Source organism: Streptomyces sp. NPDC001843 (assembly GCF_042891955.1).
GTDB lineage: Bacteria > Actinomycetota > Actinomycetes > Streptomycetales > Streptomycetaceae > Streptomyces.
Map to the genome: position 1 here is coordinate 69,660 of NZ_JBIATQ010000021.1, position 12,775 is coordinate 82,434.

Annotated in this window: 14 protein-coding genes; 6 read left to right on the plus strand and 8 right to left on the minus strand. The window is 69.8% G+C overall.

Annotated features, from left to right (window positions below):
* Positions 1 to 145 precede the first annotated feature (145 nt).
* The 3 genes from ACFYZQ_RS36325 to moaA all read left to right on the plus strand — a co-directional run bounded on the left by ACFYZQ_RS36325 (position 146) and on the right by moaA (position 3,279).
* Positions 146 to 502 (plus strand): DUF485 domain-containing protein, encoded by a 357-nt coding sequence (locus ACFYZQ_RS36325; protein WP_389157502.1) that lies wholly within the window; start codon positions 146 to 148, stop codon positions 500 to 502.
* A complete protein-coding gene (locus tag ACFYZQ_RS36330) occupies positions 499 to 2,124 on the plus strand; it encodes a cation acetate symporter (protein ID WP_389157505.1) in 1,626 nt (541 codons plus the stop codon). The genes ACFYZQ_RS36325 and ACFYZQ_RS36330 overlap by 4 nt, the downstream gene beginning before the upstream one ends.
* A 165-nt stretch (positions 2,125 to 2,289) precedes the next feature.
* Positions 2,290 to 3,279 carry a GTP 3',8-cyclase MoaA gene (gene moaA / locus ACFYZQ_RS36335; protein WP_389157508.1) on the plus strand — a complete coding sequence of 330 codons (990 nt, stop codon included), beginning with the start codon at positions 2,290 to 2,292 and terminating at the stop codon, positions 3,277 to 3,279.
* 28 nt (positions 3,280 to 3,307) lie between these two features.
* On the opposite strand, the gene ACFYZQ_RS36340 is transcribed toward moaA, so the two are convergent.
* Both ACFYZQ_RS36340 and ACFYZQ_RS36345 read right to left on the minus strand, forming a co-directional pair.
* The gene (locus tag ACFYZQ_RS36340; RefSeq protein ID WP_389157511.1) at positions 3,308 to 3,526 is read right to left on the minus strand and encodes a hypothetical protein; all 219 of its coding nucleotides are present in this window, start codon (positions 3,524 to 3,526) and stop codon (positions 3,308 to 3,310) included.
* 213 nt (positions 3,527 to 3,739) lie between these two features.
* Positions 3,740 to 4,141, minus strand: coding sequence for a DUF3099 domain-containing protein (locus tag ACFYZQ_RS36345; RefSeq protein ID WP_389157514.1), 402 nt, complete (start codon positions 4,139 to 4,141; stop codon positions 3,740 to 3,742).
* Between the two features lie 218 nt (positions 4,142 to 4,359).
* Between ACFYZQ_RS36345 and ACFYZQ_RS36350 the strand changes: the two genes are divergently transcribed.
* Positions 4,360 to 4,656, plus strand: coding sequence for a GlsB/YeaQ/YmgE family stress response membrane protein (locus tag ACFYZQ_RS36350; RefSeq protein WP_389157517.1), 297 nt, complete (start codon positions 4,360 to 4,362; stop codon positions 4,654 to 4,656).
* Between the two features lie 53 nt (positions 4,657 to 4,709).
* On the opposite strand, the gene tyrS is transcribed toward ACFYZQ_RS36350, so the two are convergent.
* The 5 genes from tyrS to ACFYZQ_RS36375 all read right to left on the minus strand — a co-directional run bounded on the left by tyrS (position 4,710) and on the right by ACFYZQ_RS36375 (position 10,024).
* Complete coding sequence (gene tyrS, locus ACFYZQ_RS36355) at positions 4,710 to 5,978, minus strand: tyrosine--tRNA ligase (protein ID WP_389157520.1); 1,269 nt, start codon at positions 5,976 to 5,978, stop codon at positions 4,710 to 4,712.
* Between the two features lie 43 nt (positions 5,979 to 6,021).
* Complete coding sequence (locus tag ACFYZQ_RS36360; RefSeq protein ID WP_389157523.1) at positions 6,022 to 7,416, minus strand: metallopeptidase TldD-related protein; 1,395 nt, start codon at positions 7,414 to 7,416, stop codon at positions 6,022 to 6,024.
* Positions 7,413 to 8,936: a TldD/PmbA family protein gene (locus ACFYZQ_RS36365; protein ID WP_389157526.1), complete on the minus strand. Its 1,524-nt coding sequence runs from the start codon at positions 8,934 to 8,936 to the stop codon at positions 7,413 to 7,415. Before ACFYZQ_RS36365 ends, ACFYZQ_RS36360 begins: the two co-directional genes overlap by 4 nt.
* A 78-nt stretch (positions 8,937 to 9,014) precedes the next feature.
* The gene (locus ACFYZQ_RS36370) at positions 9,015 to 9,200 is read right to left on the minus strand and encodes a DUF397 domain-containing protein (RefSeq protein ID WP_389157528.1); all 186 of its coding nucleotides are present in this window, start codon (positions 9,198 to 9,200) and stop codon (positions 9,015 to 9,017) included.
* Positions 9,197 to 10,024, minus strand: coding sequence for a Scr1 family TA system antitoxin-like transcriptional regulator (locus ACFYZQ_RS36375; protein ID WP_389157531.1), 828 nt, complete (start codon positions 10,022 to 10,024; stop codon positions 9,197 to 9,199). Before ACFYZQ_RS36375 ends, ACFYZQ_RS36370 begins: the two co-directional genes overlap by 4 nt.
* A 145-nt stretch (positions 10,025 to 10,169) precedes the next feature.
* Here ACFYZQ_RS36375 and ACFYZQ_RS36380 point away from each other — a divergent pair, with 145 nt between their 5' ends.
* The gene (locus ACFYZQ_RS36380) at positions 10,170 to 10,619 is read left to right on the plus strand and encodes an ATP-binding protein (protein ID WP_389157534.1); all 450 of its coding nucleotides are present in this window, start codon (positions 10,170 to 10,172) and stop codon (positions 10,617 to 10,619) included.
* A 70-nt stretch (positions 10,620 to 10,689) separates the two neighbouring features.
* Here ACFYZQ_RS36380 and ACFYZQ_RS36385 read toward each other — a convergent pair whose 3' ends face one another.
* Positions 10,690 to 11,697 carry an NAD-dependent epimerase/dehydratase family protein gene (locus ACFYZQ_RS36385; protein WP_389157537.1) on the minus strand — a complete coding sequence of 336 codons (1,008 nt, stop codon included), beginning with the start codon at positions 11,695 to 11,697 and terminating at the stop codon, positions 10,690 to 10,692.
* A gap of 67 nt (positions 11,698 to 11,764) precedes the next feature.
* On the opposite strand from ACFYZQ_RS36385, the gene ACFYZQ_RS36390 reads away from it, so the two are divergent.
* Positions 11,765 to 12,421: a TetR/AcrR family transcriptional regulator gene (locus ACFYZQ_RS36390; protein ID WP_389157540.1), complete on the plus strand. Its 657-nt coding sequence runs from the start codon at positions 11,765 to 11,767 to the stop codon at positions 12,419 to 12,421.
* Positions 12,422 to 12,775: the final 354 nt, after the last annotated feature.

The window sequence follows — 12,775 nt, forward strand, 5'->3', positions numbered from 1 at the left end:
CAGCAATGACTTCGTAAAGAACGACTTCCGAAAGAACTCATAGGACTTGAACCGGACCTCGCGTGGCGCCGTGGACCTTCGACGGGGAGCCCGAGCAGGATCGAGCCCCCGCCGCCGCAAACCGTCCGCAACCCGAGGAGACCCCGTGGCCACCGAGACACCGCCCCCCTCGAAGACCCACCTCCAACTCCCCTCCACCGAGGAGTTCGTCGCGGTGCAGGAGAGCGCGGAGTTCGGGGAACTGCGCCGGTCCCACCGCTCCTTCGCCTTTCCGCTGACCATCGCCTTCATCGCCTGGTACCTGCTGTACGTCCTGCTCTCCAACTACGCGGGCGACTTCATGGGCACCAAGGTGGCCGGCAACGTCAACGTCGCCCTCGTACTGGGGCTCGCCCAGTTCCTCACCACGTTCCTCATCGCCTGGTGGTACGCGCGGCGTGCCGCCGCTCAGCTCGACCCCAAGGCGGAGGCCATCAAGTCCCGGATGGAGGGCGGCGCATGAGCATCGCACAGCAGAGCGTGCTGGCGGCCGGTGAGGCGAGCGAGCACCGGCCCCTGATCATCACCCTGTTCGCGGTCTTCGTCGCCGCGACCCTCGTCATCACCGTCTGGGCGGGCCGCCAGACCAAGGGCGCGGCGGACTTCTACGCCGGCGGACGGCAGTTCACCGGCTTCCAGAACGGCCTCGCCGTCTCCGGCGACTACATGTCGGCCGCGTCCTTCCTCGGCATCGCCGGCGCCATCGCCCTCTTCGGCTACGACGGCTTCCTGTACTCCATCGGCTTCCTGGTCGCCTGGCTGGTCGCCCTGCTGCTGGTCGCCGAACCGCTGCGCAACTCCGGCCGCTACACCATGGGCGACGTACTGGCGTACCGCATGCGCCAGCGACCCGTGCGCACGGCGGCCGGCACTTCCACGATCGTGGTGTCGATCTTCTACCTGCTGGCGCAGATGGCGGGCGCCGGCGTCCTGGTGTCGCTGCTGCTCGGCATCACCAGCGACGGCGGCAAGATCGGCATCGTCGCGCTGGTCGGCCTCCTGATGATCGTGTACGTCACCATCGGCGGCATGAAGGGCACCACCTGGGTGCAGATGGTGAAGGCCGTCCTGCTGATCGCGGGTGCGGTGCTGCTGACCTTCCTGGTCCTGCTGAAGTTCCACTTCAATGTCTCCGACCTGCTGGGCAGGGCCGCCGACAACAGCGGGAAGGGCTCCGCGTTCCTGGAGCCCGGCCTGAAGTACGGCGCCACCGGGACCACCAAGCTGGACTTCATCTCCCTGGGCCTCGCCCTGGTCCTGGGCACCGCCGGCCTGCCGCACATCCTGATCCGCTTCTACACCGTCCCCACCGCCAAGGCGGCCCGCAAGTCGGTGATCTGGGCGATCGGCCTGATCGGCGCCTTCTACCTGATGACGCTCGCCCTCGGCTTCGGCGCCGCCGCGCTGATCAAACCGGACGAGATCGTCGCCTCCAACAAGGCGGGCAACACGGCCGCACCGCTGCTCGCCCTCCACCTCGGCGGAGTGGACTCCAACTGGGGCGCCGTCCTGCTCGCCACCATCTCCGCGGTCGCCTTCGCCACGATCCTCGCGGTCGTCGCGGGACTGACCCTGGCCTCGTCGTCCTCCTTCGCCCACGACATCTACGCCAACGTCATCAAGAGGGGCCAGGCCACCGAGAAGCAGGAACTGGGCGCGGCCCGCTGGGCCACGGTCGGCATCGGCGCGGTCTCGATCGTCCTTGGCGCCCTCGCCCGCGACCTGAACGTGGCGGGCCTGGTCGCCCTGGCCTTCGCGGTCGCCGCCTCCGCCAACCTGCCGACGATCCTCTACAGCCTGTTCTGGAAGCGGTTCACCACCTCGGGCGCCCTGTGGTCGATCTACGGCGGCCTGGTCACCGCGGTCGGTCTTGTGCTGTTCTCACCAGTGGTCTCAGGCAAGGAGACCTCGATGTTCCCGGACGTCGACTTCCACTGGTTCCCGCTGGAGAACCCGGGCATCATCTCGATCCCGGTCGGCTTCCTGCTGGGCGTCGTCGGCACCCTCCTGTCGAAGGAGGCGCCGGACGCGGGCAAGTACGCGGAGCTGGAGGTGCGCTCCCTGACCGGGACCGGGGCCCACTGAGCCTCGTACCGGCGGCCGTGTCGCGGAAACCCATCGGGGACCTGCGACGCGGCCGCGTCCCACTTCGTGGAAGCGGACCTGTGTCGCTGTCAGTGGTGTCGCGTAGGCTCACAAGTGACAGCACACGAGTGACCGCAGTGATCCACGACGAGGGAGGGGGCCCACGTGCTCATCGACACCTTCGGCCGGGTGGCCACCGACCTGAGGGTCTCGCTGACCGACCGGTGCAACCTGCGCTGCACGTACTGCATGCCCGAGGAGGGCCTGCAGTGGTTGGCCAAGCCCGACCTGCTCAACGATGACGAGATCGTCCGCCTGATCGACATCGCCGTCGCCTCCCTCGGCATCACCGAGGTGCGCTTCACCGGCGGCGAGCCGTTGCTGCGCCCCGGGCTGGTGGGCATCGTGGAGCGCGTCGCCGCCCTGGAGCCCCGCCCCCAGACGTCCCTGACGACCAACGGCATCGGCCTCAGGCGCACCGCGACCGCACTGAAGGCGGCGGGCCTGGACCGGGTCAACGTCTCCCTCGACACCCTCCGGCCGGACGTCTTCAAGACCCTCACCCGGCGCGACCGCCACAAGGACGTCCTGGAGGGCCTCCAGGCCGCCCGCGACGCAGGACTGACCCCGGTGAAGGTCAACACGGTCCTCATGCCGGGCCTCAACGAGGACGAGGCCCCGGACCTCCTCGCCTGGGCGATCGAGCACGACTACGAGCTGCGCTTCATCGAGCAGATGCCCCTGGACGCCCAGCACGGCTGGAAGCGCGAGGGCATGGTGACCGCGGGCGACATCCTGACCTCCCTGCGCACCCGCTTCGAGCTGACCCCGGAGGGCTCCGCGGAACGCGGTTCGGCCCCGGCGGAACGCTGGATCGTCGACGGCGGCCCGCACCGCGTCGGCGTCATCGCCTCCGTCACCCGCCCGTTCTGCGCCGCCTGCGACCGCACCCGCCTCACCGCCGACGGCCAGATACGCACCTGCCTCTTCGCCACCGAGGAGACGGACCTGCGCGCCGCCCTGCGCTCCGGCGCCCCCGATGAGGAGATCGCCCGCATCTGGCGGCTGGCGACATGGGGGAAGAAGGCCGGCGCGGGCCTGGACGACCCGTCGTTCGTCCAGCCGGACCGGCCGATGTCGGCGATCGGCGGCTAGACCCTTCGACGCCAGGACCCTTCGGCGGCTAGGACCCTTCGGGTGCTTCCCAGTCCGCGAACTTCACCACGTCCTTGAGGAACCCTCGCACTCCGAGGAACTGGGACAGGTGCTCACGGTGCTCCTCGCACGCCAGCCACGTCTTGCGACGCTCCGGCGTGTGGATCTTCGGGTTGTTCCACGCCAGCACCCACACGGCGTCGGCACGGCAGCCCTTGGCGGAGCAGATGGGAGTCTCGTCAGTCACGGCTTCGTTCTCACACACGGCAGAAAAAGGCGACGCCGAGCAGCCACGGGGGGAGCTGCCCGGCGTCGGTCCGTCGCTCCGACGGGGGATGCGGAGCGCGTACGAAGTATGTCACGGCCAAGCCGTCGCCCGGCACTGGAACAGCATGATTGATCTGAGCTTTTCTTGAGCTTGGCGCGGAGCCTACGTCCGCCCGCGGAGCATCCGCGATGGTCACACGGGGTCCCGCCGCTCACCGCGCACCCCGGTCGGGGGATCCACCGGCACGTCCTCCGGCACGGGTTCCGCCTGCGTGTCGTCCGCCGCGGGCGGCGCGGCGATCATCGGCCGAACCGGCACGGTCACAAAGGTCGACGGCAGCCCCGGCGCCCGCTCGCGGCCCGCGTTGGCGACCACCACGGCGATGTAGGGCAGGGCCGCGCCGAGCACCAAGGCCACGATGGCGACGTACCGTTCGACGTTCCACAGTGTGGCCGCGAGGATCACCGCGACCGTACGGATCGACATGGAGATGACATACCGGCGCTGCCGGCCGCGCACGTCCTCCGCCAGGCTCGTCCGGGCTCCGGTGATCCGGAACACCTCGACGTTGCCGCCGCCACGCTGCTTCCGCATCACATTCCACCGTCCCCGTGTCAGCCACTCCCCGGCTACCCACGGTACGCCGTGATCGGGCCCCCTTCGAGACCGGGTCGCCCCCCGCCGGCCCGCGAACGGCCTCCGCCGCACCACGTAGGGGCCGTACGCCCACCGGCCGTACCCGACATGCGTCATGCGTCCGACCCGCCGAGACTTGGCGTAATGCTCACGTCGAGCCGTACGAGGAGGCAGTGATGGGCTGGTTGTGGGCGATCATCGTCGGATTCGTGCTGGGTCTGATCGCCAAGGCGGTCATCCCCGGCAAGCAGCACAGCCCGCTCTGGCTGACCACCATCTTCGGCATGCTCGGCGCCATCGCGGGCAACGCGATCGCCCGCGCGTTCGGCGTCGCGGAGACCCCGGGCATCGACTGGTCCCGGCACCTCTTCCAGCTGATCGCCGCGATCATCATCGTCGCCGTCGGGGACATGGCCTACATGGCGCTGTGGGGCAACCGGAAGAAGGAGCGACAGCAGCAACAGCGGGTCTGACACGGATACGCCGGAGGGCGGCTCCCCTCACGGGAGCCGCCCTCCGGCAGGTGTCACGCGCCGACGACCTCAACGGCCGCCAGGTTCTTCTTCCCACGGCGCAGGACCAGCCAGCGCCCGTGCAGCAGGTCCTCCTTCGCGGGGACGGCGTCCTCCGCGGCGACCTTGACGTTGTTCACGTAGGCACCGCCCTCCTTCACCGTGCGCCGCGCGGCCGACTTGCTGGCCACCAGGCCGACCTCGGCGAACAGGTCGACCACCGGTCCCAGCTCGGCGACCTGGATGTGCGGCACCTCGGACAGGGCCGCGGCCAGCGTCCGGTCGTCCAGCCCGGCCAGCTCACCCTGGCCGAAGAGGGCCTTGGACGCGGCGATCACGGCGGCCGTCTGGTCGCCGCCGTGCACCAGCGTCGTCAGTTCCTCGGCCAGCGCCCGCTGCGCGGCACGGGCCTGGGGGCGCTCCTCGGTCTGCTTCTCCAGCTCCTCCAGCTCCTCGCGGGACTTGAAGGACAGGATCCGCATGTACTTCGAGATGTCCCGGTCGTCCACGTTCAGCCAGAACTGGTAGAACGCGTACGGCGTGGTCATCTCCGGGTCGAGCCAGACGGCGCCGCCCTCGGTCTTGCCGAACTTGGTGCCGTCCGCCTTGGTCATCAGCGGCGTCGCCAGCGCGTGCACCTCGGCGTGCGGCTCCAGCCGGTGGATCAGGTCCAGGCCGGCCGTGAGGTTGCCCCACTGGTCGCTGCCACCCTGCTGGAGTGTGCAGCCGTACCTCCGGAAGAGCTGGAGGAAGTCCATGCCCTGCAGGAGCTGGTAGCTGAACTCCGTGTAGCTGATGCCCTCGGAGGACTCCAGCCGACGGGCGACCGAGTCTTTGGTGAGCATCTTGTTGACACGGAAGTGCTTGCCGATGTCGCGGAGGAACTCGATCGCGGACAGGCCCTCGGTCCAGTCGAGGTTGTTGACCATCAGCGCCGCGTTCTCGCCCTCGAAGGTGAGGAACGGCTCGATCTGGCCCCGCAGCTTGTCGACCCAGCCGCGGACCGTCTCCGGGTCGTTCAGCGTGCGCTCCGCGGTCGGGCGCGGGTCTCCGATCAGGCCCGTGGCGCCGCCGACCAGCGCCAGCGGCCGGTGACCGGCCTGCTGGAGCCGGCGCACGGTGAGCACCTGCACCAGGTGCCCCACGTGCAACGACGGCGCGGTCGGGTCGAACCCGCAATAGAACGTGACGGGACCGTCCGCGAGCGCCTTGCGCAAAGCGTCCTCGTCAGTGGACAGGGCGAACAGCCCCCGCCACTTCAGCTCGTCGACGATGTCCGTCACGGTTCTCGTATCTCCTTGAGTGGGCTTGTAATCAGCTACGAGGTTATACGCCCTGGCTGACAGAGCTCATATTGAAGTCGGGCACCCGCAGCGCGGGCATCGCAGCCCTAGTGAACCAGTCGCTCCACTCCCTCGGCAGCGTCTTTTCCGTGCGCCCGGCCTCCGTCGCCCGCCCCAGCAGGTCCACCGGCGACTCGTTGAACCGGAAGTTGTTCACCTCACCGGTGACCTCGCCGTTCTCCACGAGGTAGACGCCGTCCCGGGTCAGCCCGGTCAGCAGCAGCGTCGCCGGGTCCACCTCGCGGATGTACCACAGGCAGGTCAGCAGCAGACCCCGCTCGGTGGCCGCGACCATCTCCTCCAGGGAGCGGTCCTCGCCGCCGTCCAGGATCAGGTTGCCGCCCGCCGGGGCCACCGGCAGCCCGGTCAGGTCCGCGCTGTGCCGGGTGGTCGTCAGGTGCTCCAGCCGGCCGCCGCCGACCCACTCGGTGCCCCGGACCGGCAGCCCGTTGTCGAACACCGACTGGTCGCCGCCCGAGGAGTGCGCGATCACGAACGGCGAGCACTCCAGACCCGGCTCGTTCGGGTCGCTGCGCAGGGTCAGCGGCAGCTCGGTCAGCCGCTCGCCGACGCGCGTGCCGCCGCCCGGCTTCGAGAACACCGTCCGGCCCTCGGCCGCGTCCCGGCCCGACGACGACCAGAACTGGTAGATCAGCAGGTCGGCCACCGCGGTCGGCGGCAGCAGCGTCTCGTAGCGGCCCGCGGGCAGCTCGATCCGCCGCTCGGCCCAGCCGAGCCGCACGGCCAGCTCGGCGTCGAGCGCCCCAGGGTCGACGTCCTTGAAGTCCCGGGTGGAGCGGCCCGCCCACGCCGAGCGCGCCCGGTCCGGGGACTTGGCGTTGATTTCCAGCGTGCCGTTGGGCTGGTCGTGCCGCAGGCGCAGGCCCGTGGACGTCCCCAGGTACGTCGAAACCATCTCGTGGTTGGCGAAGCCGTACAGCTCCCGGCCGCCCGCACGCGCGCGTGCGAACGCCTCACCGAGCGCCGGGGCGAAGTCCGCGAACACGGCCGAGGAGGTCTCGGCGGGCGCGTCCGTGAAGTCCTGGGACTCCTGCACGTCCGTGACCAGCGGCTGCGCGTCCTCCGCGGGCCCGGCGCCGCGAGCGGCGGCCTCCGCGGCCCGTACCAGGGGCTCCAGCTCCTCGGCGGTCACCGCGGACCGCGACACGACCCCGGAGGCGGTGCCCTCCTGGCCGTCCACGGTCGCGATCACGGTGAGCGTACGGCCGCGCGTGACGCCGTTCGTCGTCAGCGCGTTGCCCGCCCAGCGCAGGTTGGCCGTCGAGTGCTCGTCGGCGATCACCACGCAGCCGTCGGCCCGGGACAGCTCGAGGGCGCGCTCCACCACCTCGTGCGGCTTGTTGGTACGGGCGCTCATCGACCGGCCTCCTGCGTCGTGTTGAGGATGTTGACGCCCCTGAAGAGGGCGGAGGGGCAGCCGTGCGACACGGCGGCCACCTGTCCCGGCTGGGCCTTGCCGCAGTTGAAGGCACCGCCCAGGACGTACGTCTGCGGGCCGCCGACGGCCGTCATGGAACCCCAGAAGTCGGTGGTCGTCGCCTGGTACGCGACGTCCCGAAGCTGACCGGCGATCCGCCCGTTCTCGATCCTGAAGAAGCGCTGCCCGGTGAACTGGAAGTTGTAGCGCTGCATGTCGATGGACCACGACCGGTCCCCGACGACGTAGATACCGCGCTCGACGCCCCCGATCAGGTCCTCCGTGGACAGCCCCGCCGGATCCGGCTGGAGCGACACGTTGGCCATGCGCTGCACCGGCACGTGCCCGGGGGAGTCGGCGAAGGCGCACCCGTTGGACCGGCCCAGCCCGGTCAGCTTCGCGATCCGCCGGTCCAGCTGGTAGCCGACCAGCGTGCCGTCCTTCACCAGGTCCCAGGACTGCCCCTTGACACCTTCGTCGTCGTACCCGACGGTCGCCAGTCCGTGCTCGGCGGTGCGGTCGCCGGTGACGTTCATCAGTTCCGAGCCGTACCTCAGCTTGCCGAGTTGGTCGAACGTGGCGAAGGAAGTGCCCGCGTAGGCGGCCTCGTACCCGAGCGCCCGGTCCAGTTCGGTGGCGTGCCCGATGGACTCGTGGATCGTCAGCCACAGGTTGGACGGATCGACGACCAGGTCGTAAAGCCCCGGCTCGACGCTCGGCGCCCGCATCTTCTCGGCGAGCAGCTCGGGAATCCGCTCCAGCTCCGCGTCCCAGTCCCAGCCGGTGCCGGTGAGGTACTCCCAGCCGCGCCCGACCGGCGGCGCGATGGTCCGCATCGAGTCGAACTCGCCGCTGGACTCGTCCACCGAAACGGCGGTGAGCTGCGGGTGAAGCCGCACCCGCTGCTGCGTGGTCACGGTGCCCGCGGTGTCGGCGTAGAACTTGTTCTCGTGAACGGTGAGCAGCGAGGCGTCGACGTGGTTGATCCCGTCCGCCGCCAGCAGCCGCGCGCTCCAGTCCGCCAGCAGCGCCGGCTTCTCCTCGTCGGGCACGGTGAACGGGTCGATCTCGTACGACGACACCCACGTCTTGTCGGCGTGCACCGGCTCGTCGGCGAGCTCGACCCGCTCGTCCGACCCCGCCGCCCTGAGCACCTGCGCGGACAGCTTCGCCATGGCCACGGCCTGCGAGGCAACCTTGGCGGCGGCGTCGAGGGTCAGGTCCACCCCCGACGCGAAACCCCACGTCCCGCCGTGCACGACCCGCACCGCGTATCCCAGGTCGGTGGTGTCCGACGATCCGGCGGGCTTGGCGTCCCTGAGCCGCCAGGACGCACTGCGCACCCGCTCGAACCGGAAGTCCGCGTGCTCGGCCCCGAGCGCCCGCGCGCGTGCCAGCGCGGCGTCGGCCAGGGCCCTTAGGGGCAGCGCCAGAAATGCTTGGTCGATTTCATGGGGCACGGGTGCGATCCCTTCGAACTGCTCGCCTGTGAGCTCCGTCGCGAGCAGTGAACCACGCAAGTCCCGTGCGGTGCCGACTCAGCCGGCCGCGAGCGCCATGAACGCCGTCCACGCGGTCGGCGTGACGACGAGGGGGCGGATGTCCTTGTCCTTGGAGTCGCGGATGTGGACCGCTTCGGGGCGCAGGGCGATCTCGACGCAGTTGTCCCCGTCTCCGCCGCTGTAAGTGCTCTTGAACCAGCCCAGCTCAGGGGTGGTGCTCATAGCGCTCCTCGCATCTGTTCCAGCAGGTTCACCGTAGCCCGGCAATCCAGGGCTTGGGAACGCAGCTTGCCATAGCGCTGATGGAGAACGCTCACCTCGCCGGGATCGGTGATCAGAGTGCTGGACCGATGCCCTTCGGTATAACCGAACCACTTGTGACCAGGTGTTTCGGCCAAGTACAGCTGACCGTCGACTCCGCAGTGATCCTCCTGCTGCAAAGGCATGACCTGGATCTCGACGTTGGTGCGTCGGCCTACGTTCAGCAGGTGGTCGATGACGGCCTTGGTGACCGAACCGCCACCCACACGGCGTTCCAGGACGGCCTGTTCGATGATGAACGTGAACGCGGTGTTCGGCCGCTCGGCGAGCAACGCCTGGCGCTCCAGCCTTGCCGTCACCTTGTGACCGATCTGCTCGTCGGTCCACGGCGGGAGCTGCCGCTCGAACACCGCCCGCGCGTACCCCTCCGGCTGCAACAACCCGGGAACCGCCCGGCACTCATACGCGTACAGCGAGATCGCCTCCTCCTCGATCCCCGCCCACTGCAGGAACCAGGAGGCCAGCCCCGCCCTCCGCGTCAGACTTCGCGCCGCCGCGCCGAGCACCTTGACCGCGACCGGCCCCAGCACCTCCTCCGCCCGCCCCGGCAGATCCCCCGGAGGGAACCGCTTGCCCTGCTCGATCTTGGCGACGTACGCGGGGGAGTACTGCACACGTGCCGCGAACTCCTCCTGGGTCAGCCCGGATTCCTCCCGCAGCGCCTTCAGGACCGCGCCGAAGGTCTTGAGGCTGTCGGAGAGTTCTCCGCCGTGGTCTGCCGTCATGGCCGCCGCTCCTCCCGTGCTCAGATCACGCCGATCTGCTCAACCCGCACAACCCGGCGACCGTCACGAGCGTGCACTGGTACAAGCGGGTCTGTATGGGTTTCGTGCCTGTCGACGGGCCGAGGGGAACCGGAACCTGGGCTTCATGTCAGCAGCGCAAGCCCAAGAGGCCGTTAACGTAAGTCTGTTCGTCCAGCGGTTCTCCGCGACCCGGCGCGGAGCGCGTCTTGCCCGCCGACTGACGACGCACCGGCTCGACCTGTGGGGAGTGCCGTACGGCAGCCCGGCGTCCGAAACCGTGGCCCTCGTCGTCGCCGAGCTGGCCGCCAACGCCGTCCTGCACGGCCGCGTCCCGGGGCGGGACTTCGAACTGCGGCTCCGCTGCGACCGCCCCGCCGGCGTCGTACGCGTCGAGGTGGCCGACACCCACCCGGGGCGTCCTGAGCCCCCGCAGCCCGGCCAGGACCCCGTGGACGCGGAAGGCGGCAGGGGCTTGCTCCTGGTGGACGCCGTCGCCACGCGCTGGGGTGTGGACGAGCGCAGGGGGCCGGGCAAGACCGTGTGGGCGGAGTTCGCGCTGCCCACGACTCACTGAGCTGGTCCAGGTGGTGCGGAGTCATCACCCGGCCTGGGCGCTCTGCACACCGTGTGGCTTCCGGGCGGCCTCAGACGAGTCCGCGCTCGGCGAGGCTGCGGCCGGTTTCCTCGATCGCGTCGGGGATCGAGTGGAGCGGGCGGGCCAGGAGCGCCTCTGCGGGGCCGTGGTCGAAGCGCTGCGCCGAGCCGATGATCCACCGGTTGTCGCGCAGCTGGGGTTCGAACACGCTCGCGGCCCAGGTGAGCCATGTCGGCATCGCCCGTGTCGGGATCTTGCCGCTCTCCTCGGGAAGCCTCTCGCGGAGCACCGAGGCGACGTCGATGAGCGAGGACGGGTCGGTCGCGACGATCGTGCGATGTGCGCCCGCCGTTACGGAGGTCATGGCCTCGATGTGCGCGTCGGCGACGTCTCGCACGTGTACCCACGGCAGTCGCAGGTCCGGGACCATCGGCAGCGCACCGGCCATGATCTGCTGGATCGCCGAGACCGAGGTTCCGGGGTCCTCGGAGAGGAGGGGCCCGATGACCGCGCCCGGGTTGATGACGGCGAGCCGGTCGCGCACGCCGCGTCGGTCGGCGATGTCCCACGCCGCGCGCTCGGCCCGGACCTTCGAGACCACGTAGGCACCGAGGCCGCGGCGGTCGAGTGGGGTCCAGTCGGATGCCGTGAAGACGTGATCTCTGCGCGCCGGGGCGTACTGCACCGCCGCGAGAGACGAGGTGACGACCACGCGCTCCACGCCTGCGTCGAGCGCCCGCGTCGTGCCCTGTACGGCGGGCCGGACCAAGTCCTCGGGGTCCTTCGGCTTCGTCGTGACGAAGGGGGAAGCGACGTGCAGTACGAACCGGCAGCCCGCGGTCGCGGCCGCCCATCCCTCGTCCGACAGCAGATCGAGCTGCAGGATCTCCAACAACGTGTCGTCTGCGCCTGCCTGGGCCATCGCGGCGCGTACCTCGGCGGCGCGGGCGGGAGACCGCACCGACCCGCGGACCGCGTATCCACGCCGCAGAAGCTCTGCCGCTGTGTGACCGCCGATAAATCCCGAGACGCCCGTGACAAGGACCGTGTCCGTCATAACCACCCCAGCGATCGCCTTATCTTGACAGTGAGCAGTTTACGATGGGTCTACTCACTGTCAAGATATGGACTTGATGATGAGCGAGGAACCGAGGTCCGGCGTCCGTTACCACCACGGCAATCTGCGCGCGGCGCTGCTCGACAGTGCGCTGGAAGTGCTGTCCGAGAGCGGTGTCGCCGGGTTCAGCATGCGCGAGGCCGCGCGGCGGGCGGGAGTGTCGCAGTCCGCTCCCAAGCACCACTTCGGCGACGCGCGCGGGCTGCTCGGCGCGCTCGCCACGCGCGCCTACAGCCAGCTCTGCGACCGACTGGAGGCGGTGGAGGTCGCCGGGTGCGATGTCCGGGAGCGGGTCGCGGCGCTCTCGGCCGAATATGTTGCGTTCGCCCGGGACAACCGCGCGCTGTTCGACCTCATGTGGCGCATGACCCAGTTCGACTTCAACGATCCAGACCTGGTCGAGCAGAAGCACCGGGCGCTCCGCGCCCTGGACCGTGGCCTGCGCGGCCGGGATGCGCAGCTTCCGGACGGTGCGGAACCCGCGCTGGTCCCGAGCTATGCGGTGTGGTCACTCGTGCACGGCTATACGAGCCTCGCACTGGAGGGCGCGATCGACGAAGACACCCCGGATCCGTTGACGAGCGACCTGCTCCCCGCGATGCTGCGGCTCCTCGATCTGTTCCCGACCGACCGTGACCAGAAGGCCGGCACAGCCAAGTTTTGATCCACCGGACAGCTGCCGGATGCCTTGGAATACAGCGTCGCCCGGTCACCCCGCAGCGCCCGATGCAACTGCCTGTGTCGCAGCCCCCGCCGCGCCGCTCGAACGGATGAGCAGACAGGATGTGCGGGCGGCTCCGACTCGTGCCGCCGGGATGCTCGAGACGGCGCGCGCAGAGGGGCTGCCCGCCCACGCCCCCGGAATGACGGACTGACCCGGCGGCCGACTGTAGAAACCCAACAGTCACCCGCGCGAGCCACTGTCGGTGCCCGCTTCACCCCGCGCGCGGCCGGACCGATAGGTTTTCGATGAAGCCGCCTGTCATCCAGGTGTTCGGGCGGTGTGTCAGACCGCTAT